This is a genomic window from Neisseria canis (assembly GCF_900636765.1).
In the GTDB taxonomy this organism is placed as follows: Bacteria; Pseudomonadota; Gammaproteobacteria; order Burkholderiales; family Neisseriaceae; genus Neisseria; species Neisseria canis.
The window spans coordinates 1,951,998-1,977,503 of record NZ_LR134313.1 but is presented as its reverse complement, the minus strand read 5'-3'; the positions used below and the strand labels follow the sequence as shown (position 1 = coordinate 1,977,503).

The 25,506-nt window shown below is 51.7% G+C and carries 27 protein-coding genes and 1 pseudogene; 10 read left to right on the top strand and 18 right to left on the bottom strand.

Annotated features, from left to right (window positions below; translation table 11 throughout):
• Positions 1–70: 70 nt before the first annotated feature.
• The gene (gene lpdA / locus EL143_RS09415) at positions 71–1,861 is read left to right on the top strand and encodes a dihydrolipoyl dehydrogenase (protein ID WP_085416178.1); all 1,791 of its coding nucleotides are present in this window, start codon (positions 71–73) and stop codon (positions 1,859–1,861) included.
• Between the two features lie 38 nt (positions 1,862–1,899).
• Here lpdA and EL143_RS09410 read toward each other — a convergent pair whose 3' ends face one another.
• Positions 1,900–2,877, bottom strand: coding sequence for an IS30 family transposase (locus EL143_RS09410; RefSeq protein WP_126326726.1), 978 nt, complete (start codon positions 2,875–2,877; stop codon positions 1,900–1,902).
• An 89-nt stretch (positions 2,878–2,966) separates the two neighbouring features.
• Positions 2,967–3,161 (bottom strand): annotated as a pseudogene (locus EL143_RS09405) (IS1595 family transposase); the annotation flags it as partial.
• A gap of 247 nt (positions 3,162–3,408) precedes the next feature.
• On the opposite strand from EL143_RS09405, the gene EL143_RS09400 reads away from it, so the two are divergent.
• Positions 3,409–3,666 carry a hypothetical protein gene (locus tag EL143_RS09400; RefSeq protein ID WP_085416180.1) on the top strand — a complete coding sequence of 86 codons (258 nt, stop codon included), beginning with the start codon at positions 3,409–3,411 and terminating at the stop codon, positions 3,664–3,666.
• Between the two features lie 214 nt (positions 3,667–3,880).
• Here the strand turns inward: EL143_RS09400 and EL143_RS09395 are convergent, their stop codons facing one another.
• Positions 3,881–4,969, bottom strand: a complete 1,089-nt coding sequence (locus tag EL143_RS09395; RefSeq protein ID WP_085416181.1) for an endonuclease/exonuclease/phosphatase family protein — start codon at positions 4,967–4,969, stop codon at positions 3,881–3,883.
• A 106-nt stretch (positions 4,970–5,075) separates the two neighbouring features.
• Positions 5,076–6,380 (bottom strand): replication-associated recombination protein A, encoded by a 1,305-nt coding sequence (locus EL143_RS09390; protein WP_085416182.1) that lies wholly within the window; start codon positions 6,378–6,380, stop codon positions 5,076–5,078.
• A 116-nt stretch (positions 6,381–6,496) separates the two neighbouring features.
• Between EL143_RS09390 and EL143_RS09385 the strand changes: the two genes are divergently transcribed.
• From EL143_RS09385 to EL143_RS09375, 3 genes are all read left to right on the top strand, one after another.
• Positions 6,497–6,877 (top strand): hypothetical protein, encoded by a 381-nt coding sequence (locus tag EL143_RS09385; protein WP_085416207.1) that lies wholly within the window; start codon positions 6,497–6,499, stop codon positions 6,875–6,877.
• A 41-nt stretch (positions 6,878–6,918) separates the two neighbouring features.
• Positions 6,919–8,334: a threonine synthase gene (thrC, locus tag EL143_RS09380; RefSeq protein ID WP_085416183.1), complete on the top strand. Its 1,416-nt coding sequence runs from the start codon at positions 6,919–6,921 to the stop codon at positions 8,332–8,334.
• 338 nt (positions 8,335–8,672) lie between these two features.
• Positions 8,673–9,485: an AraC family transcriptional regulator gene (locus EL143_RS09375; protein ID WP_232001277.1), complete on the top strand. Its 813-nt coding sequence runs from the start codon at positions 8,673–8,675 to the stop codon at positions 9,483–9,485.
• A gap of 20 nt (positions 9,486–9,505) precedes the next feature.
• On the opposite strand, the gene EL143_RS09370 is transcribed toward EL143_RS09375, so the two are convergent.
• The 6 genes from EL143_RS09370 to lpxK all read right to left on the bottom strand — a co-directional run bounded on the left by EL143_RS09370 (position 9,506) and on the right by lpxK (position 13,517).
• Positions 9,506–10,060, bottom strand: a complete 555-nt coding sequence (locus tag EL143_RS09370) for a YbhB/YbcL family Raf kinase inhibitor-like protein (protein WP_085416185.1) — start codon at positions 10,058–10,060, stop codon at positions 9,506–9,508.
• 173 nt (positions 10,061–10,233) lie between these two features.
• A complete protein-coding gene (adk, locus tag EL143_RS09365; RefSeq protein ID WP_085416186.1) occupies positions 10,234–10,881 on the bottom strand; it encodes an adenylate kinase in 648 nt (215 codons plus the stop codon).
• A 108-nt stretch (positions 10,882–10,989) separates the two neighbouring features.
• Positions 10,990–11,748 carry a 3-deoxy-manno-octulosonate cytidylyltransferase gene (kdsB, locus tag EL143_RS09360; protein WP_085416187.1) on the bottom strand — a complete coding sequence of 253 codons (759 nt, stop codon included), beginning with the start codon at positions 11,746–11,748 and terminating at the stop codon, positions 10,990–10,992.
• Entirely contained in the window at positions 11,745–11,927 is a 183-nt protein-coding gene (locus EL143_RS09355; protein ID WP_085416188.1) for a Trm112 family protein, read from the bottom strand. Before EL143_RS09355 ends, kdsB begins: the two co-directional genes overlap by 4 nt.
• A 13-nt stretch (positions 11,928–11,940) precedes the next feature.
• Positions 11,941–12,474: a DUF2059 domain-containing protein gene (locus EL143_RS09350; protein ID WP_085416189.1), complete on the bottom strand. Its 534-nt coding sequence runs from the start codon at positions 12,472–12,474 to the stop codon at positions 11,941–11,943.
• A gap of 2 nt (positions 12,475–12,476) precedes the next feature.
• Positions 12,477–13,517 carry a tetraacyldisaccharide 4'-kinase gene (gene lpxK / locus EL143_RS09345; RefSeq protein ID WP_085416190.1) on the bottom strand — a complete coding sequence of 347 codons (1,041 nt, stop codon included), beginning with the start codon at positions 13,515–13,517 and terminating at the stop codon, positions 12,477–12,479.
• 188 nt (positions 13,518–13,705) lie between these two features.
• Between lpxK and EL143_RS09340 the strand changes: the two genes are divergently transcribed.
• The 3 genes from EL143_RS09340 (at position 13,706) to dcd (ending at position 15,849) form a co-directional block, all read left to right on the top strand.
• On the top strand, positions 13,706–14,605 hold the full coding sequence (locus tag EL143_RS09340) for a recombination-associated protein RdgC (protein ID WP_085416191.1): 900 nt from the start codon (positions 13,706–13,708) through the stop codon (positions 14,603–14,605).
• An 84-nt stretch (positions 14,606–14,689) separates the two neighbouring features.
• Positions 14,690–15,067, top strand: coding sequence for a hypothetical protein (locus EL143_RS09335; RefSeq protein WP_085416192.1), 378 nt, complete (start codon positions 14,690–14,692; stop codon positions 15,065–15,067).
• A gap of 215 nt (positions 15,068–15,282) precedes the next feature.
• A complete protein-coding gene (dcd, locus tag EL143_RS09330) occupies positions 15,283–15,849 on the top strand; it encodes a dCTP deaminase (RefSeq protein ID WP_085416193.1) in 567 nt (188 codons plus the stop codon).
• A 185-nt stretch (positions 15,850–16,034) separates the two neighbouring features.
• Here the strand turns inward: dcd and EL143_RS09325 are convergent, their stop codons facing one another.
• The 6 genes from EL143_RS09325 to EL143_RS09300 all read right to left on the bottom strand — a co-directional run bounded on the left by EL143_RS09325 (position 16,035) and on the right by EL143_RS09300 (position 21,491).
• The gene (locus EL143_RS09325; protein ID WP_085416194.1) at positions 16,035–16,559 is read right to left on the bottom strand and encodes a PqiC family protein; all 525 of its coding nucleotides are present in this window, start codon (positions 16,557–16,559) and stop codon (positions 16,035–16,037) included.
• The gene (gene pqiB, locus EL143_RS09320) at positions 16,560–18,188 is read right to left on the bottom strand and encodes an intermembrane transport protein PqiB (protein WP_085416195.1); all 1,629 of its coding nucleotides are present in this window, start codon (positions 18,186–18,188) and stop codon (positions 16,560–16,562) included.
• Entirely contained in the window at positions 18,181–19,509 is a 1,329-nt protein-coding gene (locus tag EL143_RS09315; RefSeq protein WP_085416196.1) for a paraquat-inducible protein A, read from the bottom strand. Before EL143_RS09315 ends, pqiB begins: the two co-directional genes overlap by 8 nt.
• 180 nt (positions 19,510–19,689) lie before the next feature.
• Entirely contained in the window at positions 19,690–20,580 is an 891-nt protein-coding gene (locus tag EL143_RS09310) for a tyrosine-type recombinase/integrase (RefSeq protein WP_085416197.1), read from the bottom strand.
• A 23-nt stretch (positions 20,581–20,603) separates the two neighbouring features.
• Positions 20,604–21,014 (bottom strand): hypothetical protein, encoded by a 411-nt coding sequence (locus EL143_RS09305; protein ID WP_085416198.1) that lies wholly within the window; start codon positions 21,012–21,014, stop codon positions 20,604–20,606.
• A gap of 48 nt (positions 21,015–21,062) precedes the next feature.
• The gene (locus EL143_RS09300) at positions 21,063–21,491 is read right to left on the bottom strand and encodes an acyl-CoA thioesterase (RefSeq protein WP_085416209.1); all 429 of its coding nucleotides are present in this window, start codon (positions 21,489–21,491) and stop codon (positions 21,063–21,065) included.
• A gap of 136 nt (positions 21,492–21,627) precedes the next feature.
• Between EL143_RS09300 and EL143_RS09295 the strand changes: the two genes are divergently transcribed.
• Positions 21,628–22,074 (top strand): universal stress protein, encoded by a 447-nt coding sequence (locus tag EL143_RS09295; protein ID WP_085416199.1) that lies wholly within the window; start codon positions 21,628–21,630, stop codon positions 22,072–22,074.
• 182 nt (positions 22,075–22,256) lie between these two features.
• On the opposite strand, the gene EL143_RS09290 is transcribed toward EL143_RS09295, so the two are convergent.
• On the bottom strand, positions 22,257–23,264 hold the full coding sequence (locus tag EL143_RS09290; protein WP_126326724.1) for an IS5 family transposase: 1,008 nt from the start codon (positions 23,262–23,264) through the stop codon (positions 22,257–22,259).
• Positions 23,265–23,348: 84 nt separating this feature from the next.
• Positions 23,349–23,981 carry a multidrug efflux system transcriptional repressor MtrR gene (mtrR, locus tag EL143_RS09285; RefSeq protein WP_085415881.1) on the bottom strand — a complete coding sequence of 211 codons (633 nt, stop codon included), beginning with the start codon at positions 23,979–23,981 and terminating at the stop codon, positions 23,349–23,351.
• Between the two features lie 229 nt (positions 23,982–24,210).
• Between mtrR and EL143_RS09280 the strand changes: the two genes are divergently transcribed.
• Positions 24,211–25,506, top strand: coding sequence for an efflux RND transporter periplasmic adaptor subunit (locus EL143_RS09280; protein WP_085415880.1), 1,296 nt, complete (start codon positions 24,211–24,213; stop codon positions 25,504–25,506).

Here is a 25,506-nt window from a genome sequence, read left to right as displayed (position 1 = left end):
CAATGCCTGTCTGAAAAGACTACCGAAGCAGCCGGTAAAATACCGGTTGCTTTCCAGAAAGGTTTAAAGAATGAGCTTAATCGAACTCAAAGTGCCCGACATCGGCGGGCATGAAAATGTAGACATCATCGCCGTAGAAATTAAAGCAGGCGACACAATTGCCTTGGAAGATACACTGATTACTTTGGAAACTGACAAAGCCACCATGGATGTTCCCGCTGAAGCAGCCGGCGTGGTGAAAGAAGTCAAAGTTAAAGTGGGAGACAAAATTTCCGAAGGCGGCGTGATTGCGGTTGTCGAAGCGGCGGCAGCCTCTGCCGAAGCCCCAAAAACCGAAAGTAAGCCGGAAGCGGTACAAGAAGCGCCCAAAGCAGCCGCCCCGGCTCCGCAAGCAGCGCAATTTAGCGGTGCTTCCGATGCGGAATATGATGTTGTAGTGTTGGGTGGCGGCCCGGGCGGCTATTCCGCTGCATTTGCCGCAGCCGACGAAGGCTTGAAAGTAGCCATTATCGAGCAATACAGCACCTTAGGCGGCGTATGTTTGAATGTAGGCTGTATTCCGTCTAAAGCCTTGCTGCACAATGCGGCAGTAATGGATGAAGTGCGCCACCTGAAGGACAACGGCATTTCTTATCCCGAGCCGGAAGTAGATATCGACATGCTGCGCGCTTACAAAGACAAAGTGATCGGCAAACTTACCGGCGGCTTGGCAGGCATGGCGAAAGCCCGCAAAGTGGACATCATTCAGGGTTTCGGTAAATTCTTAGATGCAAACCATATTGAAGTTGCATTAACCGAAAGCCAGGAATATGAACAGTCTACCGAAACCGGCAGCAAAAAAGTAGTGGCGTTTAAAAACTGCATCATCGCAGTCGGCAGCCGCGTGGTAAACCTGCCGTTTATTCCGCAAGATCCGCGCATTGTCGATTCTACCGGTGCTTTGGCGCTGAAAGAAATCCCGCAAAAAATGCTGATTATCGGCGGCGGCATCATCGGCTTGGAAATGGGTACGGTGTACAGCACTTTGGGCGCCCGCCTGGATGTAGTGGAAATGATGGACGGCCTGATGCAGGGCGCAGACCGTGATTTGGTAAAAGTTTGGCAGAAGCAGAACGAATACCGCTTCGACAACATCATGATCAACACCAAAACCGTAGCCGTTGATGCAAAAGAAGACGGCATTTATGTGAGCTTTGAAGGCGAAAACGCACCGAAAGAGCCGCAGCGCTATGATTTGGTGCTGGTTGCCGCAGGTCGCGCGCCAAACGGCAAATTGATTGATGCCGAAAAAGCCGGAGTAGCTGTAACCGACCGCGGCTTCATTGAAGTCGACAAACAAATGCGTACCAACGTGCCCAATATCTATGCCATCGGCGATGTGGTAGGCCAGCCTATGTTGGCGCACAAAGCCGTGCACGAAGGTCATGTGGCCGCTGAAAACTGCGCAGGCCACAAAGCCTATTTCGATGCCCGCGTGATTCCCGGCGTAGCCTACACTTCGCCAGAAGTGGCTTGGGTGGGCGTAACCGAAACTTCCGCCAAAGAAAACGGTTTGAAAATCACCAAAGCCGTGTTCCCGTGGGCGGCATCCGGCCGCGCGATTGCCAACGGCTGCGATCAAGGCTTTACCAAGCTGATTTTCGATGAAGAAAGCGGCAAGATTATCGGCGGAAGTATCGTCGGCCCGAACGGCGGCGATATGATCGGAGAAGTCTGCTTGGCTATTGAAATGGGCTGTGATGCGGCGGATATCGGTAAAACCATCCACCCGCATCCGACCTTAGGAGAAAGCATCGGCATGGCAGCCGAAGTGGCCTTAGGCGTTTGCACCGATTTACCGCCGCAGAAAAAGAAAAAATAAGCCGTAGGCTTATTTGCAAAGGCTCTTAGATTCGAATTTCAAGTGCAACACTCAGGCAGTAGAGGTTGGAACAGATTCAAGAATAAAACACTTGGCGTTTCATAGCCAAGTGTTTTTCTTGGCCTATGGTTCAGTTCATCTTGAACCCTGCGTATCTCCCGATGGCTGATGTTGCGGAAATCGGTTTGTTTGGGGAAATATTGGCGGATGAGTCCGTTGGTATTTTCATTCAGCCCTTTCTCCCAAGAACGGTAGGGGCGGCAAAAATAGGTTTCTGCCTCCAATGCTTGGGCTATTCGGATGTGTCGGTAGAATTCTTTGCCGTTATCCATGGTGATGGTGTGTACCCTGTTTTTATGCGCCTTCAATACCTTGATGACGGCGTTGGCAGTGTCTTTGGCTTTGAAGTTCTTCAACTTGCAGATGATGGTGTAGCGGGTAACCCGCTCGACCGGTGTCAGTAATGCGCTTTTCTGATCTTTGCCGACGATGGTGTCGGCTTCCCAGTCGCCTATACGGGATTTTTGGTCGACGATGGCGGGTCGGTTTTCAATGCCTGTGCGGTCGGGTACTTTGCCTCTGCTCCATGTGCTGCCGTAGCGTTTACGGTAGGATTTGCCGGCTATTCTGAGATGCTGCCACAAAGTGCCGCCGTTGCTTTTGTCGTCGCGCAGGTAGTTATAGACGGTGCTGTGGCGGAGCGTGATTTGGTGGTGTTTGTACAGATAGGCGCACACTTGTTCGGGACTGAGTTTGAGTCGGATGAGGGTGTCGATGTGTTGGATCAGCTGCGAATGGAGCTTATAGGGCTTTCTTTTGCGCTGTTTGGTAAGCCGGCTTTGCTGTTGGGCTTTTTCGGCACTGTATTGCTGCCCTTGTGGGCAGTGCCGTTTGATTTCGCGGCTGATGGTGCTTTTATAGCGGTTAAGCCGTTTGGCGATTTCGCTGATGCTATGGTGGCGGGACAGGTATTGGATGTGGTATCGTTCGTCTTGGGTCAGTTGTGTGTAGCTCATATGCAATCTTTCTTGCAGGAAAGGCCGTATGCTACCGCATACCGGCCTTTTTCTGTTATGGAAAGTTGCACTTCAAATCCGAATCCGCCGCCCTCAAAAACCTGATCTGCTTCCAAAGCCAAATGATGTCTGATAACAAGACGGATTTTGCGGTAAAAGAGAATGGCCGTATTGGGCTGAATATCCAAGATATCGGCAGCCGAACGTGCGGTTACTTCCAATACAAAATATTCAAGCAGTTTTCTTTGCAGAATCTTCTTTAGCTTACAGTGGGTTATCTTCATTTTGGCAGCCTATCATGACTGCTAATCTACTTCAGCCCCAAAAATTAACGCCCAAATCAGCAGGGTAAACGCTGATTTTTTCGCGCCAAAATTTCACATTGAGCGGCCACATTTTCAGATGGCCTATCAAGTCAAGTTATGGCGGTGTCTGCCAACCGTAAGGCGCAGGCTGATGTCGTTAATACCAGAGAGAGCACCGCCCCCTAATGGGATTCTCAAACTCTCAAAAATTAACGGAGCATTCAAAATGCAAAACATTCAAACCGCGCCACAAGCGCAAAATTCAAACGTTAAAACCCATTCTGTTGTCAATAGCGGGACAGGCTATACCGCCTTAACTTTATTCATGCTTAACCTATACGAGTTGGTCGCGCCGCGCATTAGAGATCTACCTGCTGACGAAAAACTGATTTTATCGGGTTTGGCATCTGAAGCTTGCTGCCATATCAGCAACGTTTGCGAAGCAGCGGGCAAAATGGCCGCGTATACCAGAGGTTATTTATAATCATGGATTTATAGTGTTAAGAAGCAAGGCGTAACCGCTAATATCCGGTCTGTTTTTTTAAGAGTGGTTACAATTTAAACTTTTAATATCATATGTTTAAAGCTAGAGATAACTGAATGTTTTGAGTTCAGTTGTTAATCAGCTTGCAGCCTATAAACAAAATGCCTGTCTGAAAATGGTTTCAGACAGGCATTTTGTTGGGTTGTTGTTAACTTTAATATTTTTCCCGAATAACTTTTTTCTCCGGATCGGCCTCGTCGATTTTTTCTTGGGCTTCTTCGTGGTCTTCTGCATCGGCTTGCGGCTCTTCCTGAACGGCTTCGACGGCGGGATGGTATTGGAAGCTGCCGTAAACAGGAAAGTGGTCTGAGCCTATGTCGGATAATACTTTGATTTCCCGCATCATAAAATCGCTACTGTGAAAAATATGATCCAGAGGCCAGCGCATCAAGGGCCATTGGGCATGGAAGGTGCTGTATAGGCCGCGGCCGACGCGGGGGTCTAGAAGGCCGCTGGTTTTTTGGAAGAGGCGTGAGGTGGCAGACCAGGCAACGTCGTTCAAATCGCCGAATACCAACACGGGTTTGTCGTTTTGTGTGATTTCTTGGCCGACCAGCAGCAATTCTGCATCTCGGTTGGTGGACGTGGCGCTTTCGGTGGGCGTAGGCGGCATGGGGTGCAGGCAGTATAGGTGGATCCATTCGCCGGAAGGGAGTTGGGCTTCGGTAAAAATGGAGGGAATGTCTTCTTGAACCCAATGGCGCACTTCGACATTTTTCAGCGGCAGCCGGCTGTATAGGTGCATGCCGTAGAGGTTGTCGAGCGGGATTTTAACGGTGTAGGAATAGCTTTCTTCCAGCTGCGCCAACTGCTGCTCCCACCATAAATCGGTTTCTAATGTCAACACGACGTCCGGCTGCCATTTTTCAACCAGAGCCAGCAATTTATCGGCGCGGCGGTTGGGCGTGAGTACGTTGCTGGTAAGCAGGGAGATGCTGCGTTGGTCGCTCTCACCGCGATAGCGTTTGACCTGTTTGCGGCTTAAAGGTGTGTAGGCTGAGATTTCCCAAATTTGATAAGCCATGCACAGCAGGTTGAGCATTTCCATAGTGCGCAGCAGCCAATGATCGGAATCTTGCAGTACCCAGCCTAAAAAAATGCAGACCAAGCTGACAAACGCAATTTGCAGGCGCGGAAAGTCGAATATGCGCACGGTCCAATGGTTGAAAGGCAAAAGCGGCAATAAAGTGGCGATAATGGGAAAGCAAAGTAAGGCAAACAACGACCAGTCGGTTAAACTCATAAACTTAATAGGCAGTGGATTCTGGATGAAAGCATCATCTTAATGATTTTTTGAGCCGGGTCAAATATTTCTGAACATGCCTGTCTGAAAGTTTCAGACAGGCATGTTATTTTTCGGCGTCTTGGTCGAGAGACTTGAGCCATTCGAGTTTTTCGCCGATTTTGATTTCCAAACCCCGCGGTACGGGCCGGTAAAAATCCGGTTCCGTCAATCTCTCGGGCATATAAGTTTCGCCGGCGGCATAGGCGTGCGGCTCGTCGTGGGCATAACGGTATTCGCGGCCGTAGCCCATTTCCTTCATCAATTTTGTGGGCGCGTTGCGCAAGTGGACGGGCACTTCATGGCTGGCGTTTTGTTTTACAAATTGGCGCATTTGGTTGTAAGCGTTGTAGCCTGCGTTGGATTTTGCCGCCGCCGCGAGATAGAGCACGGCTTGGGCCAGCGCCAGCTCGCCTTCGGGCGAACCCAGGCGTTCGTAGGTGAGCGCGGCTTCATTGGCTATCTGCATGGCGCGCGGGTCGGCCAAACCGATGTCTTCCCAGGCCATGCGGATAATGCGGCGCGACAGGTAGCGCGGGTCGGTGCCGCCGTCGAGCATACGGCAAAACCAATACAGCGCGGCGTTGGGGTGCGAACCGCGCACGGATTTATGCAATGCTGAAATCTGATTGTAAAAACTTTCGCCGCCTTTATCGAAACGGCGGATTTGCGCGCCCAAACTGTTGGCTAAAAAATCGGGCGTCAGAACGGTGATGTTTTGGGTTTGTGCCGCGCGCAAGAGTTGTTCGAGCAGGTTAAGCAGGCGGCGGGCGTCGCCGTCGGCCGTTTGGATGAGCAGCCGGGCCGCTTCCTGCTCCAAGCCCATGCTGCGGTATTCGGGCAGCGCCATTACTTTATCAATCAGCTTTTGCAAATCCTCTGCGCTCAAAGATTCGAGCACATAGACCTGTGCCCGGCTCAAAAGGGCAGGATTCACTTCAAACGAAGGGTTTTCGGTAGTGGCGCCGATAAAGGTTAACAGGCCGCTTTCCACATGCGGCAAAAAGGCGTCTTGCTGGGCTTTGTTGAAACGGTGGACTTCATCAACAAACAAAATCGTAGCTTGGCCTTGCTGCAAGGCAATTTCTGCTTTTTCAATGGCTTCGCGGATATCTTTCACGCCCGAAAACACAGCGGATACGGGCAGAAACAAAGCGTTGAAACTTTGCGCCAAAATGCGCGCCAGCGTGGTTTTGCCCACCCCGGGCGGCCCCCAGAGCAGCATCGAATGCGGCTTGCCGCCCTCTACCGCCACTCTCAGCGGCTTGCCTTCGCCGATTAAATGCTGCTGGCCGATAACATCTTCCAAAGAATTGGGGCGGAGGCGTTCGGCCAAAGGCGCTTCGGGCTGGCGGGCAAACAAATCAGACATAACGGTTTCTTTCTTTTTTCAGACAGGCATGACCATTATATAACCTCACTATGCAACTTGCGGTACAATATGCGCCGACATTCTTTAACTGTTTGCCCATTGCCGAAGGAGAAACCATGAAAAAAACATTAGCAATCGCATCAACAGCATTTTTTTTGAGCGCCTGCGCTGCCGACGGCAGCCTGCTGGGCGGCAATGCCGACACAGACAGCGCTGCCGGAGTGAGCAATGCGCTGCTTAACACCTGGCTCGACAACCAATGCCGCGTGGAATTGAATAACCGCAACGAATGGCGCATAGTGGCTTTGGCGATGACCGCGGAAAAACAGCGTGAATGGGAAGACAAAATCTGCGGTTGCGTTACCCAAGAAGCGCCGAATCAGCTTACCGCCACGGATCTGCTGCAATTGGGCACACAATCAGGCCGCACCCAAGTTATCGCCGGCGTAACGGCCAAAACCGTTACCGCCTGCACCAAACGTTTGTTTAGCAAATAAACCAAAGCACAAACCCCACAACGGAATCCGGAAACAGAATCATGAAATACATCAGCACCCGCGGCAATACCGCAAACAAACAGTTCAGCGAAGTTTTATTGATGGGCCTCGCACCCGACGGCGGCCTGATGCTGCCCGAAAGCTACCCGCAAATCAGCGCCGAAACTTTGGAACAATGGCGCAGCTTGAGCTATCCTGAGCTGGCCTTTCAAATCATGAGCCTGTTTGCCACCGATATTCCGGCGGAAGATTTAAAGAGCATTATCAATAAAACCTACACCGCAGAAACATTCGGCAATCCTGAAATCACCCCTGTCCGCACCCTTAAAGACGGCATCAAAATCCAAGCTTTGTCCAACGGCCCGACGCTGGCGTTTAAAGACATGGCCATGCAGTTTTTGGGCAATGCGTTTGAATATGTGCTGGCCAAAGAAGGTAAAAAGCTGAATATCGTCGGCGCCACCAGCGGCGATACCGGCTCGGCGGCCGAATATGCTTTGCGCGGCAAGCAGGGCGTAAATGTGTTTATGATGTCGCCCGAAGGTAAAATGAGCGCATTCCAGCGTGCGCAGATGTTCAGCCTGCAAGACGAAAACATCCATAACATCGCTGTGAAAGGCATGTTTGACGATTGCCAGGATATTGTAAAAGCGCTTCAAAACGACGCTAAGTTTAAAGAGGCCTACAATATCGGCACGGTCAATTCCATCAACTGGGGCCGCGTGCTGGCGCAAATCGTTTACTATTTTGCAGGCTATTTCAAAGCCACCCGGTCGAACGCGGAAAAAGTGAGCTTTTGCGTGCCTTCGGGCAACTTCGGCAATGTATGCGCCGGCCATATCGCCCGCCAAATGGGTTTGCCGATTCACCGCCTGATTGTGGCCACCAATGAAAACAATGTGCTCGACCAGTTTTTCAAAACCGGCGAATACCTGCCGCGCAGCGCCGAGCACACTTATGTAACCAGCAGCCCTTCAATGGATATTTCCAAAGCCTCCAATTTCGAGCGCTTTGTGTTCGATTTGATGGATAGGGATGCCTCGGAAATCGAAACCTTGTGGGCGGAAGTGGGCAAAGGCAAAGGCTTCGACCTGAATTTTATGCTCGATAAAATCCGAAACCAATACGGTTTTGTTTCCGGCAGAAGCCTGCACGCAGACCGGTTGGCGGTGATTAAAAGCGTGTATGAAACCGATGGCGAGCTGCTCGACCCGCACACGGCAGACGGCGTGAAAGTAGCGCGCGAGCTGCGCGAAGCGGGCGAAACCATCGTGTGTTTGGAAACCGCGCTGGCGGCCAAGTTTGCCGACACCATCAAAGAAGCAGTCGGCAATGTGGTTATCCCGCGTCCGGCCGGTTTGAACGGCTTGGAAGATTTGCCGCAGCGCGTGCAGGTGGTGCCGAATAATCCCGATGTGGTGAAAATGATTATTAGGGAAACTTTGGAAAAAGCGTAAACGCCCCGGTTGGGGTCGAATGAAAAATGCCTGTCTGAAAACTTTGGCGCCGCAGAAATCGGCGTAGCAGATTTTCAGACAGGCATTAGCTTGTACTGCCTGCCGGGCGGTATTTTGGAGCAAAATCTGCATTTGCCGAGGCAAAACTATCCGCAAGATATTCAATCTTGTTGTGCTTTTTGCTTTGTATAGTCAATCCACTTAACTTTTACTATGGCGTTGCTGCCTTGTATTAAAATTAAGTGAATTGACTATATTTGCAAGTTTTTCTTCAAAAAACCGCTACGCAAGCTAACGTATAACACGGCTTAAATTTACAATAAGGAGATCTTTATAATATGCCGGAAAGGAATATTGCTTCGCGGGAATATTTGGCCCACACGGGTACGGTCATCCAATACAACCGGCTGCTGTATAGGCGCATTGCCATACATGAAGCAACGATTGTACAGGTGCATTACGGTAAAAAGATTTTGCGCTGGGCAGGCAAAGAGCAAATTGTGCGGGCGGGGGAAGCGGTGGCTTTGGCCAGATGGCAGTCTTTTGATGTGTTAAACGAACCGGATGCGCAAGCCGGCTATTATCAGGCCGAGTGGATTACTTTGGAACAAAGAATGATTGAGCAGTTTACCGAACAATACGGCCAGGCCGGGGCTGCGAACGATGTATATCTGTTGCCGAAAAATGCAGATTTTTCCACATCATTCCGACAAGCTGCTCATGCGGTTTCAGACAGGCATGTGCCGGATATGGTAGTACAAACCCGCTTACAGGAATTATTGGCATGGTTGAAGCATTACGGCACCGGCTTTCTGCCTTATCAGCGTATCGGGCCGGTGCAAAAGATAACCCAAATCATCGCAACCGACATTGGGCGCGAATGGACGGCACAGGAAATAGCGGCGCAATTGAATGTGAGCGAAGCCACATTGCGGCGCAAGCTTGCAGAAGACCAGACTTCGTTCCGCCGTTTGCTGACCGACATTCGGATGACACATGCCCTGACCCTGCTTCAGGTAACAGAACAGCCCGTTTCGCAAATTGCCTATGCGGTGGGTTATGAAAGTCCTTCGCGGTTTACGGCACGCTTTAGGGAGCGTTTTGGTTTTGCACCCTCGGCCATCCGAAAGCAGCAGGAAAAAGGCGGCTGAAGAGCCGCCTGCAGATTGATTCATCTTTGGTGTTCGACGGTAATCGCCGCTTTGCCCAAAGCATTGGCTTTGGTTAAGAAGCCGACCAGAGCCGGCGATGCGTCGGCTGTTACATTGGGAAGGCGGTCTACCTTTAAAGCAGTTAGTGTGATTTCATAACGGTGTTTCCGGCCTTCCGGCGGACATGCGCCGCCATATCCGCCGGGGCCGAAATCGGTACGGGTTTGCAAGGCGCCTTCCGGTAAGTTTTTGCCGTCTGCGGTAATACCTGCGGGCAGCTTGCTGATATTCGCCGGGATATTGGCTACCACCCAATGCATCCAGCCCAAGCCTGTGGGTGCATCTTTGTCATAAACGGTTAGCACAAAGCTTTTGGTGCCCTTGGGCGGATTTTTCCAGGAAAGTGCGGGCGAAAGGTTTTGACCGGAGCAGCCAAAGCCGTAATCTTTACTTAAAACCTGTTGCGAAGAGAAACGGCCGTTTTGCAGGTTGTCTGCGGTTAATGTGAAGGAGCCGTCGGCCCATGCGGCGGAAGAACAAGCAATTATCAGAGCGAGCGATAAGGTTTGTTTCATGGTTTTTCCTTTGGGATATATTGAAAAATCAGTATAAAAAGGAAATACCTTGAAAGATGTGCCGTTATGCTCAATCTCTGTGCCGTTTTGAAAACGGCTTCAGATATAAACAATGCCTGTCTGAAAACCAGCAACATGGGTTTTCAGACAGGCATTGTTTGATTAAGCCGGAATTATTTGCCTAAAGCGCTTAATACTTCGGTTTTTACGGTTTCAACGGGCCGGGTGCCGTCAACTTTGATGTATTTGGGCGCGTGTTCGCCGGTGAGCCGGCTGTAGAAGCCTACCAACACTTCGGTTTGCTCGTGGTAAACATCCAAGCGTTTTTTCACCACTTCTTCTTTGTCGTCGTCGCGCTGAATCAGGTCTTCACCGGTTACATCATCTTTGCCTTCGGCTTTGGGCGGGTTGTGTTTGATGTGGTAGGTGCGGCCTGAAGGCAGGTGTACGCGGCGGCCGCTCATGCGCTCTACAATCACGCTGTCGGGCACGTCGATTTCAACCACGGCATCTAAATCCACACCGGCTTCTACCATGGCTTCGGCTTGCGCCAATGTGCGAGGGAAACCGTCGAATAAAAAGCCGTTTTTGCAATCGTCTTGGGCGATGCGCTCTTTTACCATGCCGATGATGATGTCGTCGCGCACAAGTCCGCCTTCGTCAATGATTTTTTTGGCTTCCAAACCAAGCGGTGTACCGGCTTTGATGGCGGCGCGCAGCATGTCTCCGGTGGAGATTTGCGGAATGCCGAATGCGGCGGTAATGAATTGGGCTTGGGTGCCTTTGCCTGCGCCGGGAGCGCCGAGTAGTAATACTTTCATGGGGGTTCCTTTGTGGATGTTGAATTAATGTGTTGCTTGTTAGTATGGCTGTGAAACCCAATGATCGGGCTTTTAAGCCCGTGTTATCGGGTTTACGGCTATCAGGGGTTAATTTTCTGCGAACACGGCGCGCACACGGTCCAAATCTTCTTGCGTATCAACGCCTGCGGCGGGTGCTTCTTTTGTAATGCCTACGGCAATCTGGTGCCCGTGCCACAATACGCGGAGCTGCTCCAGCGATTCGATATGCTCAATCGGCGAATCGGACATTCGGGCGTAGCTTTGCAAGAAGCCGGCGCGGTAGGCGTAAATACCGATATGGCGCAGCGGTGCGGCTTGCGGCAGGGCGGTTGAGCCTTCGCGCATGCTGTCGCGCGGATAGGGAATCGGGGCGCGGCTGAAATAAAGCGCGTTGTGGTTTTTATCGAGGACGACTTTCACGACGTTCGGGTTCGTGAATTCTTCAAAATTGTGGATTTCATGCGCGGCGGTCGCCATTTGTGCATTGTTTTCCAACAGGATTTCAGCAGTGCGGTTAATCAGGTCCGGCACTATCAGGGGCTCGTCGCCCTGCACGTTTACGACGATGGTGTCGTGTGGCAGGCCGAGTTTTTCGGCGGCTTCCGCCAAGCGGTTGGTGCCGCTTTCGTGGCTGGCGGCCGTCATCACGGTTTCTATGCCGTGCGCTTGGCAGGCGGCTTGAATGTCGGGGTGGTCGGTGGCGACGATAATGCGTCCTGCCGCGCTTTTGCGCGCCTGCTCGGCCACGCGTACGACCATGGGTTTGCCGTGAATGTCGGCCAAGGCCTTGTTCGGCAGGCGGGAAGAGGCAAGGCGGGCGGGGATGATAACGACAAACTCGGTCATGCGTGCAGCTCTTCTTCGGTTAGGGTGCGAGCTTCGTTTTCCAACATGTAGGGGATACCGTCTTTAATCGGGTAGGCCAGCTTGCTTTGGCGGCACCACAATTCCTGCAAGTCGGCTTTGTATTCCAAGGGCGCTTTGCTGACGGGGCAGACTAGGATGTCGAGGAATTTTTTTTCCATTGAGATTGCTTTCTTAATTACAAACGTTTTTGCCGCAGACGATTTGGCTGATGTCGCGTTTTAGTTTCGGGCCGTATTTTTGGTCGAATTTGGCCAAATCACGCTCGAAAACGGCGGGAACAGCGGTCATCACGGCTTCCATATATTGGGATGTTTTAGCGTTGATGGATTGGCCGATGGGTGTGCTGTAAAAGGCGATCAGGGTGTCGACTTCTTCTTGGGTGTAGATGGTGCGGATGTTTTGGACGGTCAGGCGGCGGATTTCGGTGCGCGTTTTTTTGTTGTCCAAATCTTTAACCATTTGTTGGATATATTGATCTGCTCTGGCTTTTACTGCATCTTGTTTTTCCACAGGCACTTTCGCAAGAGCTTGTTTGAATATTGGGGTATTGAAAGCGATTGCAGGTATGCTTTTGAACGAATCATCCATCAGCTTATCGAATTGCTGCACTTCCAATAAGCGTTCCAGCGAGGCATCGCTTGGGGTGGCGGCATAAGTGAAGTTGGCGGCGAATAAAAAAGTGGTTAAGGCTAATGCTTTTTTCATGGTTATAACTCTCTCTCTCCGGATGGTTGTAATTGTAGATGCTGGATCACAAATGATGCCAAGTCGGGTTCGATTATCGCACAAACAGGTAAAACCCACACATTTTCCAAATGCCTGTCTGAAAGTTTTACGGCATCTTTTTCGGTAATCACAATTATATCTGCTTTTGGAAATTCAAACTGCGAAATATCGGCATGGTCGGGCAGGGCTAGGGTTTGGCTGAGTTTCAGGCCCATGCCGGTAAGGGTGTTGAAAAAACGCTCGGGTTTGGCGATGCCTGCGGCGGCGATGATCTTGGCGTTTGCCGTGTCGCCGGGGTTCAGCTTTTGCTGCGGATTGCCCAAGCGGTAAATCGGCTGTGTTTCCAAGCGGCTGAAAAATAAAGGATGGTTTTCAGACAGGCATGGCAAACGGGTGTGTACGCTGCCACCGCTGATTAATACGGCATCAGCCGAAGCAAGGCGGGACAAAGGTTCGCGCAGGTTGCCGTTGGGCAGCAGATCCAAATCACGGCGGCCGGCATCGGCGGCGGGGAACACGATGATTTCCATGTCGCGCGCCAGGGCATAGTGCTGCAAGCCGTCGTCGGCCACGATTAAATCGAGATTCGGATAAGCTGCCAATAAAGCTTTTCCGGCTTCGGCGCGCTTGGCGGCTACGGCGGTGGGCGCGCCGGTTTGGCGGTAGAGCAGCAGCGGCTCGTCGCCTGCGTCTTGGACGGTACTGTCGGGGGTTAACACATGCACTGCGTTGTTTTGCCTGCCGTAGCCTCGGCTGATAATGCCTGTCTGAAAACCGCGCTGTTGTAACTCGGTTACCAAAGCGGCAACCACGGGTGTTTTGCCGGCGCCTCCCGCGTGGATATTGCCCACAATTACCAGCGGCACGGCCAATTTTTCGTTGGCGGTTTTCGCGGAAAGGTAGCGCTGCCGCCTGCGCGCCGCTATCAGGCCGAACAGACGCGACAAAGGGCTTAGCAGGAAGCTGAGCCACGGTTTGGGGCGTTGCCAGTGGTGTTCGATAATCTGATGCAGTTTCGGCATAACGGTTCGCGTTTGACAAGATGGTGGCAAATTTTAAACGCGGGTTGGAGCAATGGCAATGTTATGCGCGGCTTGCCGGTAGGAATGCTTGTCTGAAAACATTCAGACAGGCGTGCGCTGGAACGATGGAGCTGATTCGCTATATAATTGCGCATTTTATAAACCCTTTTATTTAGGAAATCTGCGCCATGTGGTTCAAACAAATCAGTTTTTATCCCCTTAATCAAGACAAGTTGCCCGAATTGGAAACGCTTGAGGCCAAGCTTGAGGAAGCAGGGTTTGCGCCTTGTACGGGGTTGGACTGGTTTAGCGAAGGCTTTGCCGCGCCGGTTTCGTTTTCGCCGGAAGCCGTGTTCCCTGCCGATTACACTTGGCGGGTGGCTTTGAAAAAAGAAGAGAAAGTTTTGCCCGCGGGTGTGATTCGCGATATTTTGGACGAAAAAGTAGCCGAAATTCAAAACAATGAAGCACGCAATGTCGGCCGAAAAGAAAAACAGGAATTAAAAGAACAGATTACCGATGATTTGCTGCCGCGCGCATTTACCCGTTCGAGCCGCACACAGGCAATTTTCGACACGAAACACGGCTATCTGTTGGTTAATAACGCTTCTGCCGCCAAAGCCGAAAGCATGTTAACCAAATTGCGCGAGGCGCTGGGCGGTTTGGAAGCCAGTTTGCCGAACACCAAACAATCGCCCTCCAGCCTGATGACGGAATGGCTTTTGCGCGGGGCTTGCGAAGGCGGCTTTGAATTGGACAGCGATTGCGAATTGAAAGGCACGGGCGATGTGGCGCCTACGGTAAAGGTGTCGAAACAGGATTTGACCGCGGATGAAGTGGTGCAGCATGTGAAAAACGGCAAAACCGTTACCCAGCTCGGCTTGGTGTGGCGTGAGCAAATCGCCTTTATCCTCACGCAGGATTTCGCGCTCAAGCGGATTCAATATCTGGATGTGATGCAGGAAGAAGCGGAAAGTCACGGCGATGATGCCGCCAGCCTTACTTTTGCTTCGCAGATTTTGATGACGGAAGCCGTCAGCACGATGTTGGATGAGCTGGTGGGCTATTTGGGAGGCTGGCAGGAATAGCATTGCAGGTGCGTGAATCAGGCTGTACGCCATACTGCCTGTTTCGGCGGAAAATGTTCCCAACAATCCGTGTTAGAGTAAGCCATGCCGGATATCCGACCCATTGAAAAACAGATTGCCCGGATTGCCGTTTGGGCGCCTTTTATCCTCTTGCCGGTTGTACATTTTTTTGTGCTCTCGCCCGCTGGATACGGCATCAGTGATATTGTTTGGCTTTCCGCAATCAGCATTGTGTGGGTGGTTTCTGCCTATATTGCCTACTGTTTTGCCAAATCTTCGGTGCGCCCGGCGGCAATTGCCGCGGCATCCGTGATTGCTACATGCTGGCAGGTTTTGATGCTGTTTTGGTATCAGCTGCTGACTCCTCAGGAGTGTTGCGGAGATATGGGGCAAGGCATTGCTGTGATGGTGAGTTATACGACCAGCCTGATTGCTTTTATTGCGACGCTGGTTGCGGTTTAGCGGAAACCGCAATTCCTCAAAAGATCGCCGCTTTCTGCTGCGCTTGGTGCGGCGGCGCTCAGCATATCCGGCTTTCCGTTGATGCTTTTGGCGGGTGCGTTATGGGCTTTTTTCGGAAGCGTGTTTTAATGTGGGCAGGTTGCGATTTGAATAACCGAACAAAGGCTGCGATTAAGTTGTAAACTTAATACGGAGCTTGAAAACAAGGAAGCATTATGAGTATTAAATCGGATAAGTGGATACGCCGTATGAGCGAGCAACACGGTATGATTGAGCCGTTTGAGCCGAATCAGGTTAAAGAAGTCAACGGCCAGAAAATCATTTCTTACGGCACATCCAGCTACGGCTACGATATCCGTTGCGCCAACGAATTCAAGATTTTCACCAATATCAACAGCACCATCGTCGATCCGAAAAATTTTGATCCGAAAAACTTCGTAACCGTGGAAGACGATTGCTGCATCATCCCGCCGAATTCTTTTGCATTGGCGCGCACGGTGGAATATTTCCGTATTCCGCGCAATGTGTTAACCGTTTGCTTGGGCAAATCCACTTACGCGCGCTGCGGCATCATTGTGAACGTTACGCCGTTTGAGCCGGAATGGGAAGGCTATGTAACGCTGGAGTTTTCCAACACCACGCCGCTGCCTGCCAAAATTTACGCGGGCGAAGGCGTGGCGCAAGTGCTGTTTTTCGAGAGCGACGAAGTGTGCGAAACGTCCTATAAAGACCGCAACGGCAAATATATGGGGCAAACGGGTGTAACTTTGCCGAAAACATGATTGATGTGGTAACTGACTGTAATCAACTCACTTACATAACAACACCGTCATACTTGGGCTTGACCCGAGCATGACGGGTGTACTGTTTTTAGTCGATTCACCATAACTTATCTTCCCGCCAAACAAATGCCTGTCTGAAAAACGGTTTTCAGACAGGCATTTGTATATTTGCGTCTGCGTCAATATCAATAAGCCAAAGTCGTGGCGGCGTTTTGCAGCCCTTCGTTGAGCGACTGAATCATGGCAGGGTAGCCGTCGCCTTGCTGCGGGGTTTCTATATTGAAGTTGCGGCCTTTACCGTCGGGCCATACGGTGTAGCCTTTCACTACGGTGTGGCCGCGGTATGAGCCGTTGAAAGCTTCGATGTAGATTTTCAGGATTTGGCTGCTGTTGGTTCGATGGGCGGGGATATAGCGGTGCTGCGGGTTTTGCCGGTTCAGTTTGTTGGCAAAGCTGGCGGCGAGTGCCTGGTCGAGCGGAGCGGCCCACAGGTTGTTGCGGGCGAAATTGAGGTTGAGTGCATCGGTTTGATAAACGAGGCCGCCGTTGTTTAACGGCTCGGCGAGGATAACTTGCACGGCAATTTCATTGCCGCTGCCCAAGGGCAGCTCGAACTGGCTGTCGGGCAGGGTGTAATATTGGCTGGCCACGGGCGTGCTGCATGCGCCCAGCATGAATGCGGTAAGTGCGGCGGCGAGCAGTTTGTTCATTTAGCGGCTTCCTTTCGGGATTGGGTCTTTTACATTTTGATTGAAAATCAATGAATTCGGTTTTTCTTTCAAGGTGTTGAGCACAGGCTGGGCTTCGCGCATGGTTTTGTCGAGGCTGCGCAGCGTGTTTTGTACATCTTGGTAAACAGGCGATTGCGGCGATACGCCTTGCAGGGTTTGGCGCAATTCGCCGAGCGTTTTGTTCAATTCTGCCGGAATCTGCTGGGTTTGCGGCTTGCTGATAAGCTTGTTGGCGGAATTGAGGGTGGCCTTCAATTCTTTCAGACTGGTATTGAGTTCGCCCACGGTGTTTTCCAGCGGCAGTTTGTTGAATTTGTCGAGCAGCTTGCCGATTTGGGCCTGAAGGTCGTCCAGACCGCCGCCGCCTTGTGTGGCGATCACGATGTTGCCGTTGTAGTCGGCAAACGGCTTGAGTTTGGTATCGGAGGGCGCGTCGGTAAGCTCTATCATTTTGCTGCCGAGAATCAGGTTATTGCTCGACAATGTGGCGTTGAGCCCTTTGTTGAGTGCCTGCTGGAGCTGGCTTTGCCAATGGGCTCTGCTTTGCGGCTCGGCATTGGTCTCGATGCGCGACGGGTCGATACGCAGGCGCACGGGAATCCAGCCGTTTTGAAACAGGCGGGTGCTGTCGTTGTGTGCGAAATAGGGCACGTCGGTTACGCTGCCGATATTGATGCCTTTATATTCGACCGGCGAACCTGCGCTAAGGCCGCGCACGGAGTTTTTGAAAAAGGCGACATAGTAAATCGCGCGCTCGTCAGGCAGGTTTTCGATTTGGGCAAGGTCGTTGTAAAGCTCGAAGGTGTCTTCGTTCGATACGGGCTGGCCGGTACCTTTGGGCGTTCGGAAAGCGATGGCGCCGGATAATAAAGTGTAAATCGGCGCGCTGTCGATTTTGATGCCGCTGCCGGTGGTTTGGATGTTGACGCCGCTTTCCAGCCAGAATTGGCTGTTGGCATTGATCAGTTTGTCGTTGGGGCTGTATACGAAAATGGTATAGTCAACGGTTTGGGTGGCGGGATCGAATTTGGCGGTTTCGATTTGGCCGACATTGAAGCCTTCATACAGAATCGGGCTGCCCACGTTCAGCATTTTGCTGTTGTCGCCCACCAAATGCAGGCGCAGGCCGTTTTGACCGATAGCGCTGATGGGCGGAATATCGGATACTTTAAATACGCTTTCGCTTTTTTCAGACGAGCCCGGAGTAAATGCGATATACGAGCCGGATACCAAAGTGTTCAAGCCGGAAATGCCGCTTTGGTCGATACGCGGTTTGACCACCCAGAATTGTGTGTCTTCACGCATCATGTCTTTGGCATCGGCGTTAAGCCGTGCGGTAATTTCCACACCTTTGCGGTCTTCGCTTAAGCGGATGCGGGTTACGCGGCCGACATCCACGCTGAGCACTTTAATTACCGTGGTGTTGACTTCAATACCGTCGGCGCTGTCCATCAACAGCGTGATTTCGGGGCCGGTTTTGCGGATGTTTTGGATGAGAAGCCACGAGCCGGTAAGCAGCGCAAGCAGCGGTACGATCCACACGAAAGAGGAAAATGTGGTGTTTCTTTTCACTCGGGCCGGTATGGGCTTGGGGGATTGTTCATTCATGAGCGTGTTTCAATCTGGATAAATCGGTTTGGTCCTGACGGTATTTGTCCCACAGTAGGCGGGAATCGAAAAAATGCGCCGAAAGCATGGTGAGCAGCACGACCAGGCAGAAATAAATTGCAGCAGGGCCGGGCAGAACCCGTGCCATCGGGGTGTGGAACGCACTCATCAGGATAATGATGACAAATATATCAATCATCGACCAGCGGCCGATGGATTCGGTAATCCGGTAGGCAACCGACATTTTTTTAATAGAGGCAGGCAACCCGAAGCGGGCCGATAAAATCAATACCGCCATGCTGACTATCTTTAAGATGGGCACAACAATGCTGGCGCTGAAAATAATCACGGCAATCAGGCGGTCGCCGTCTTCCCACATATAGATAATGCCGCTCATGATGGTGCTGATTTCCAATGCCGTCGGGTTGGAGGAAATCATAATCGGAAATGTGTTGGCCGGAATATATAAAATGATGGCAGCCAATAAAAAAGCGCCGGATACACTCAGGCTTTTGGGGCGGCGGGTAAAAAGCGAAGTGCCGCATACGCCGCATTCTTGCTCTTCGACAGGACGGAAATAGTGGCAGCGGCTGCAACAAATGTTCCGGCTGTCGTCCGGCGGTTCAATCGGAGAGCGCCCGATTAAGCGGTGAATCTGGTAATACACCCAATGCTGGGGTACGGATACGGAAGTGCGTATCAGCAGGATGGCGAATATCAGCATCAGCCAAAACGAAGGGCCGAAAGTAACCAGCGCAACGCTTCTCAGCTTGATGTAGGCAACCAATGTGGAGATGAAAAACACATCCACCATAATCCATTCGCGCAGGCGAACCATGGTGCGCGTGGCGTAGAGCAGGGCAGGTACGTGGGTTTGCAGGTGCAGCGCGGTAAAAACGTAGGTGCAGAGCAGCAGGAACAGTAAAGGTGTGCCGAAAGTTAAGATAAACATGATTTCGGCCAATATGCCGAAGTCTTGCAGAATCAGGGTTTTCACCATCTCGGGAAACGACAGTGCCGAATATACGCCCACGCCTGGCATTTCTACAGTGATGAACATCTGCGTGTAGACAACGGCCATGATGATCAGGGCGCCGACGGCAAAACACAACGGGGCAAGAAAAGGGTTGGCCTCTACGCGCGCCAGCCGGTAGCCGCAGCGCGGGCAGCTGCATTCCTGCCCTTGCAGCAGCTGCGGCACATCGACACGCAGCCCGCATTCGGGGCAGTCCAGTATGTGTTCGGGCAGCGTGGCGTGTTGCTTGAAGCTTCTGAGCCGCCATAAACGCTGGTAAGTTTCGACTTTTCGGTATCGCAACATGTCGGCGGGTGGGTAAAAATGAACGTGTATTATAACTTAAATCAGTATAAGGGGCTTTTTATAGCGGCAGTTTTGAGAGGGATGGCCAATCAAATTACATGGTAGCAACACAGTCATCTTCGGTTTTGACAGCGTGCGAATGCCTGTCTGAAAGCTTTTTCAGACAGGCATTCATTATGCTTATTTTTTGCGTTTGGCTCTGGGGTGTGCCTCGTCATAAATTTGCGCCAGATGGTCGAAATCCAGCTTGGTATAGATTTGTGTGGTGGAAAGGTTGCTGTGCCCCAGCAATTCCTGCACGGCACGGATATTGCGTGAGGATTGCAGGATGTGGCTGGCATAACTGTGGCGCAGCATGTGGGGCGACAGATGCTGCGGGCTGCCTTGTGCGGCCGCCCAGTCGCGCAGCCGGTTTTGGATTTGCCTGCGGCCGAGCCGGCGTCCGTTGCGGTTGGTGAAAAGGGCGGTTTCGCCGGCAGCGGCTTGGCGGCAGGCAAGGTAGGCTTGTAATGCGGCGATGCTTTTGTTGCCCAAAGGCACGCTGCGTTCTTTGCTGCCTTTGCCGAGCACACGCACCCAGCCGGCTTCCGGCATGATGTCTTCCAGATTCAGGCCGCTGATTTCGCTCAAGCGCAAGCCGCTGCCGTACATCAATTCAAATATGGCTTTGTCGCGCAGTTTGAGGGTTTGGTCGCCGCTGTCGCTGTCGAGCAGGTGGTTGAGGGTTTCCTGTTCCACCGCTTTGGGCAGCCGCTGCGGCGGTTTGGGCGCTTTGAGGCTGTGGGTAGGGTCGTTTTCCAGCAAGCCTTGCCGAACCAGCCAGCCGCAATATTGCCGCCAAGCGGAAAGTTTTCGTGCCATGCTGCGCGGATGGCTGTTTTGCCGGGAGAGTTTTTTGAGTGCGGCCACAAAATGGCGGCGGCTTGGCAGCCCGGCGGGGGCATCTTCGGGCAGTAAGGCCGCAAGCTGCGCCAAATCGCGGCGGTAGGCATCGAGTGTGTGCGCCGATTTACCTGCCTGTTGCAGGATTTTCAGGTAGGCATCTTGATAATCGAGCAGGGGTTGGGACATAAACAATGCCTGTCTGAAAATATTTAGGCGAGGCTGACTTCGATTTCGAGGTCGGTCAGATCGAGCTGCCAATGCTGCATGATGTGGCGGAACAGGGCGAGTTCGGCGTTGTTGAGCGCATTGTCGCTTTTGCAGATACGCAGTGCGGTGGCCAGTGTGTTGATGCGCTCGCTGCGGCCGTTTACTTCTTGCAGCAAGGCATTTACTCGCTCGGGTTGCAGCAGGTTGATGCGTTGGCCTTGTGCATCGGAAACGATGTCTTCCAGATAATGGGCGAGCACGGTCATAAACTCTTGCTGGTTAAGCCCGATGGCTTCGTAAAGCGCGGGCTGCAGCTCGGCGAATTCGCTGGTGTCGATGTCGCTGTCGGCCATGATGCACATGCACACGATGCGGGCCATGGCTTCGGGGCTGTCGGGGGTGTAGGTTCTCATGATGGTATTCCTTATGTACGTAGGTATGCGTGTTGTGTTTTAAATTTTTCAGACAGGCATCAGAATCATGCGGAGCGGCTCGGGCAGCCGGCTGACTTTTTGTGCGGCATAATCGAAGCACACCATGCCTGTCTGAATTTTGGCTATGGTGCTGCCGTCGGTCGGGCGGCTGATCAGGTAAAACAGGGTAAAGCCGCTTCGGCTTATGTTTGCGGCGGTAAGCTCAACCAGCAGTTCGTCGCCGTGGTGTGCCTGCGAGGTATATTGCACCGCAGCTTCGTTCATAATCAATCCTGCGCCGCCCGCATCAAGTTCGGTAAAACCGTGCGCTGCCAGCCAGCGGATACGGGCTTCGTGGCATAGGCGCAAAACGGCGTCGTTGGCGAGGTGGTTGCCGTAGTTCAGGTCGCCGACTTGTACGGTAATGCGGGTTTGAAACGAAAAAGTTGCCGGTAAATCAATGGTTATGACGCGCATTTGCGGCTCCAAGGTGATTTTGGCCGAAATATTAGCATTTATTTGAGTTAAGTGGGGGGTGTGAGGGTAGTTTTGTGTTAAGCTCAATTTCATAAGAATTAGTTTTTCATGTGCTTAACTGTAAAGGAGGTTTGCTATGTATCGTAAAATCTGTGCTTTGGTGGATGGTAGCGCTGCTTCTATGCATGCTTTGGGAGAGGCGGTTAAGGTTGCGAAAATGAGCGGCGCTTCGATTCTGGCGCTGCATGTGGTGGATCTGCTTAGGATGGAACGTGAAGAAGTGATGGTTTGGGAAGGCGAGGCGCTGAACGAGAAAGTGCGCGAAGCCGCCCGGCAAATACTGGATGATGCGAAACGTGCGGTAGCCGGTTCGGGCGTGTCTTTTGAAAGCAAAGTGCTGTCGAATGCGGGCGAGAAAATCGAGGATATAGTGCTGGATGAAGTGGAAGATTCGGGATGCGACCTGATCGCTATGGGTACGCACGGCTATACGGGCATGATGAACCTGCTGTTGGGCTCTGTGGCGAAAGGAGTGTTGCGCAAGGCCGATGTGCCGGTATTGCTGGTGCGTATGCCTGAGTAAGTGTGTAGTGATTTATTATAGAGAAATGCCTGTCTGAAAAAGCTTTCAGACAGGCAGAGACCTTTGCAAAATAGCCCCTTTGTCCAACAGCCGAAACCCAAACACAGAATTTCGGCTGTTTTTCATCCTAAATACCCTTTATTCTTCTCAGATACCCGATTATCGGGTATTCGAGCTGCTATTCAGGCAACAGCAGGCGCACGCAGCCTGTTGGCTGCTTTCAACAGATTCAAACACATCGCCTTCAGATGGCTTTGCGCACTCACTTTGCTCAGACCAAAATAGGCTGCCCGGGCATGGCGGAATTTACGGTGCAGAGTACCAAAGCTTTGTTCGACCACATATCGGGTTTTCGATAAATGTCGGTTACGTTTGATTTGCGCTTCCGTCAGCGGCCGGTTGCGGTGGGATTTGCACATGATGCCGTCCCGCAGCTGATGTTCTTCCAGATGTTGCCGGTTTTCCATACTGTCGTAGCCTTTATCGGCATAGACAGTCGTGCCTTTGGCTAGGCCTTCCAACAAAGGCAGCAGGTGTTTGCACTCATGGGCATTGGCGGCAGTGATGTGCAGTTTCTCAATGTAGCCTTCCGCATCGGTACGGGTATGTTGTTTGTAGCCCAGCCTGTATCGCCCGTCTTTCTTCACCCAACGGGCATCGCTGTCTTTACTCGGTGTGGTTTGGCTACTTACTTGTCCTTCGTCATCCACTTCTATGGCCTGACGTTGTTTGCCGCCGGCCGTCTGAATAATGGTGGCGTCAACGATGGCGGCGGATGCTTTCTCTACTTTTAAACCCTTGTCAGTCAGTTGGCGGTTAATCAGATCCAGTAATTCGGCCAAGGTGTTGTCTTGCGCCAGCCAGTTGCGGTAGCGGCATAAGGTGCTGTGATCGGGGATGCTCAGTTCGTCAAAACGGCAAAACAGATGGAAATCGATGCGGGTAATAAGGCTGTGTTCGAGTTCGGGATCGGAAAGGCTGTGCCATTGGCCGAGTAGAACGGCTTTGAACATGGATAGCAGGGGATAGGCGGGACGACCGCGGTGGTCTCGAAGGTAGCGGGTTCTTTTACGGTTGAGGTAATGTTCGATCGGTTGCCAATCAATCACCTGCTCCAGCTTCAACAGGGGGAAGCGGTCGATGTGTTTGGCAATCATGGCTTGTGCGGTTTGCTGAAAGAAGGTGCTCATGAAAAATCCCCTAAATGTCTTGGTGGGGAATTTAGGGGATTTGGGGGAATTTTGCAAAGGTCTCAGGCATTGTTTTTTGGCGGTTTATTTGCGGAGCAGCAAAGGGTTTTCTTTAAGGTTGCTCAGGCTGATGTCTATGATTGCCGGAGCAATGTCGTTGATTTTGATGCTGTCGGGAGAAAACAGCCATTGGTCGATCAGGCCGGAAATAACGGATTTCAGGTAAATAACGGCCAGTTCGATGTTTAAGTTTTCGGGCAGCGATTTTTGTTTCAGACAGGCATTGAGCGTATCGGAAAGCTGGATCCGCCACATATCCTGATAGCTTTTCATCAGGCTGACAATCGCTTGGTTCTGCTCGGTGTGTTCACATTTTAAGTGTAGGATATTGCAAAATTTTCTGTGCATTTCGTTGTTTTCGATGCGGTCGAATACGTTGAGCAGAGCCGTGCGGAAGGAAGCCCAGATATCTACGGAGCCGTTTTGGATGTCTTGTTCCAGCTCGCGGTTGATGTCGGAGAAAATGTGTTGGAAAAGGGCATCGAACAGATCTTCTTTGTTTTTGAAATGCCAGTAGAGCGCACCGCGGGTAACGCCTGCGTTGTGAGCGATTTCGTTGAGAGAAGAACGCGATACACCTTTTTGATAGAAAGTATCCAGCGCGGAAAGCATCAGATACTCACGGGTTTTTAAGGCTTCTGCTTTGATTTTTTTCATGAAATAAACTTTGTTTGAAAAATAGAAAGGTAGGGGTGCGACTGGGAGGGATTATAAAAAATAACTTTATTACATGCAAGCATGTATGTATAATGCGGAAATTAATTTTAATTATATTGCATAAATTAACCTTTAAACCTTTTGTGGGTTTATGCGAATCAACTATATGCTTATTGTTATCAAATACAGAAGCGCTTAATTAGGTTTATTTATACGGCAGGATATATACATGACTTCAAATAAAACACGAACAAAGCTCAAGCATATCGCAGTACTGTCTGCGGCCGTTGCGTTGGCAGTTTCCGCTTGCAGCGGCCAGCAGGGACAGGATGCCGGGCAAGAAGAAACGGCAAAAGGCCAAGATAAGGGTGTCCAGCAAGGTAAAGGCGGGCAACCGCCTGCCCCGGTAGTGGGCGTAGTAACCGTCCAGCCGTCCACCGAAACCATCAGCACAGATTTGCCGGCCCGCTTGGAATCGCGCCGTTCGGCGGAAGTGCGCCCCCAAGTGGGCGGCATCATTAAAAAACGCCTGTTTAAAGAAGGCAGCTATGTGCGCGCAGGGCAGGCACTTTATCAGGTAGACGATGCCACTTACCAGGCAGGCTTGGAAAGTGCGCGGGCGCAATTGGCTTCGGCTCAGGCTTCGCTGGCCAAAGCCAATTCGGATGTGTCGCGTTACCGTCCGCTGGTGCAGGCCGATGCGGTAAGCAAACAGGAATTTGATGCGGCCGTGGCTGCGCAGCGTGCGGCTCAAGCCAGTGTGAAATCTGCGAAAGCGGCGATTAAGTCTGCCCAAATTAATGTGAATTATTCGCGCATTACTGCGCCGATTTCAGGTTATGTCGGCCAAGCTCTGGTTTCTGAAGGTACTTTGGTTAATGCAGGCGATGCTACGGTTTTAGCGCGCATTCAGCAAACCGATCCCATGTATGTGAACATTACCCAGTCTGCAGATGCCGTTATGAAGATGAAGCAGCAGATGGCAGACGGCAAAATCCAGATGGTCGAAGGCAGTGTGCCGGTAACTGTGTTGTTGGATAACGGTACGGAATATCCGCATAAAGGGCGTTTGATTTTTGCCGATCCGACTGTAAACGAAACCACCGGACAAGTAACCATCCGGGCGGAAGTACCCAATCCCGACGATGTGTTGATGCCGGGTCTGTATGTGCGCGTGAAACTTCCTCAAGCCAATATCGCCAATTCGTTTGTGGTGCCGCAGCAGGCGGTAACGCGCGGACAGAAAGACACGGTTATGATAGTGAACGCCCAAGGCGGCATGGAACCGCGCGAGGTAACCGTGTCCGGCAGGGATGGCAGCAATTGGATTATCACCGCAGGTTTGAAAGCGGGAGATAAAGTGATTGTGGACGGCTTGTCGATTGCAGGCATGATGCAGGCCAAGAAGGTCACGCCGAAGGAATGGCAACCGGGCAACCAGCAAAAAATGCCGCAGGCGGCATCCGCTCCGGCAGCAGCTCAAAAAGCTTCTGAACCGAAAGCGGCATCTGCTGCAAAACAATAA

Excerpts from the sequence above, each read along its gene's own strand:
- lpdA (WP_085416178.1), top strand. The coding sequence starts at position 71 with ATGAGCTTAATCGAACTCAAAGTGCCCGACATCGGCGGGCATGAAAAT.
- mtrR (WP_085415881.1), bottom strand. The coding sequence starts at position 23,981 with ATGAAAAAAATCAAAGCAGAAGCCTTAAAAACCCGTGAGTATCTGATG.
- lpxK (WP_085416190.1), bottom strand. The coding sequence starts at position 13,517 with ATGCCGAAACTGCATCAGATTATCGAACACCACTGGCAACGCCCCAAA.
- pqiB (WP_085416195.1), bottom strand. The coding sequence starts at position 18,188 with ATGAATGAACAATCCCCCAAGCCCATACCGGCCCGAGTGAAAAGAAAC.
- EL143_RS09305 (WP_085416198.1), bottom strand. The coding sequence starts at position 21,014 with ATGAGAACCTACACCCCCGACAGCCCCGAAGCCATGGCCCGCATCGTG.
- EL143_RS09385 (WP_085416207.1), top strand. The coding sequence starts at position 6,497 with ATGAAAAAAACATTAGCAATCGCATCAACAGCATTTTTTTTGAGCGCC.
- EL143_RS09395 (WP_085416181.1), bottom strand. The coding sequence starts at position 4,969 with ATGAGTTTAACCGACTGGTCGTTGTTTGCCTTACTTTGCTTTCCCATT.
- thrC (WP_085416183.1), top strand. The coding sequence starts at position 6,919 with ATGAAATACATCAGCACCCGCGGCAATACCGCAAACAAACAGTTCAGC.
- EL143_RS09375 (WP_232001277.1), top strand. The coding sequence starts at position 8,673 with ATGCCGGAAAGGAATATTGCTTCGCGGGAATATTTGGCCCACACGGGT.
- EL143_RS09315 (WP_085416196.1), bottom strand. The coding sequence starts at position 19,509 with ATGTTGCGATACCGAAAAGTCGAAACTTACCAGCGTTTATGGCGGCTC.
- EL143_RS09355 (WP_085416188.1), bottom strand. The coding sequence starts at position 11,927 with ATGGAAAAAAAATTCCTCGACATCCTAGTCTGCCCCGTCAGCAAAGCG.
- adk (WP_085416186.1), bottom strand. The coding sequence starts at position 10,881 with ATGAAAGTATTACTACTCGGCGCTCCCGGCGCAGGCAAAGGCACCCAA.
- EL143_RS09290 (WP_126326724.1), bottom strand. The coding sequence starts at position 23,264 with ATGAGCACCTTCTTTCAGCAAACCGCACAAGCCATGATTGCCAAACAC.
- EL143_RS09335 (WP_085416192.1), top strand. The coding sequence starts at position 14,690 with ATGCCGGATATCCGACCCATTGAAAAACAGATTGCCCGGATTGCCGTT.
- EL143_RS09390 (WP_085416182.1), bottom strand. The coding sequence starts at position 6,380 with ATGTCTGATTTGTTTGCCCGCCAGCCCGAAGCGCCTTTGGCCGAACGC.
- EL143_RS09340 (WP_085416191.1), top strand. The coding sequence starts at position 13,706 with ATGTGGTTCAAACAAATCAGTTTTTATCCCCTTAATCAAGACAAGTTG.
- EL143_RS09350 (WP_085416189.1), bottom strand. The coding sequence starts at position 12,474 with ATGAAAAAAGCATTAGCCTTAACCACTTTTTTATTCGCCGCCAACTTC.
- dcd (WP_085416193.1), top strand. The coding sequence starts at position 15,283 with ATGAGTATTAAATCGGATAAGTGGATACGCCGTATGAGCGAGCAACAC.
- EL143_RS09295 (WP_085416199.1), top strand. The coding sequence starts at position 21,628 with ATGTATCGTAAAATCTGTGCTTTGGTGGATGGTAGCGCTGCTTCTATG.
- kdsB (WP_085416187.1), bottom strand. The coding sequence starts at position 11,748 with ATGACCGAGTTTGTCGTTATCATCCCCGCCCGCCTTGCCTCTTCCCGC.
- EL143_RS09300 (WP_085416209.1), bottom strand. The coding sequence starts at position 21,491 with ATGCGCGTCATAACCATTGATTTACCGGCAACTTTTTCGTTTCAAACC.
- EL143_RS09410 (WP_126326726.1), bottom strand. The coding sequence starts at position 2,877 with ATGAGCTACACACAACTGACCCAAGACGAACGATACCACATCCAATAC.
- EL143_RS09280 (WP_085415880.1), top strand. The coding sequence starts at position 24,211 with ATGACTTCAAATAAAACACGAACAAAGCTCAAGCATATCGCAGTACTG.
- EL143_RS09400 (WP_085416180.1), top strand. The coding sequence starts at position 3,409 with ATGCAAAACATTCAAACCGCGCCACAAGCGCAAAATTCAAACGTTAAA.
- EL143_RS09325 (WP_085416194.1), bottom strand. The coding sequence starts at position 16,559 with ATGAACAAACTGCTCGCCGCCGCACTTACCGCATTCATGCTGGGCGCA.
- EL143_RS09310 (WP_085416197.1), bottom strand. The coding sequence starts at position 20,580 with ATGTCCCAACCCCTGCTCGATTATCAAGATGCCTACCTGAAAATCCTG.
- EL143_RS09370 (WP_085416185.1), bottom strand. The coding sequence starts at position 10,060 with ATGAAACAAACCTTATCGCTCGCTCTGATAATTGCTTGTTCTTCCGCC.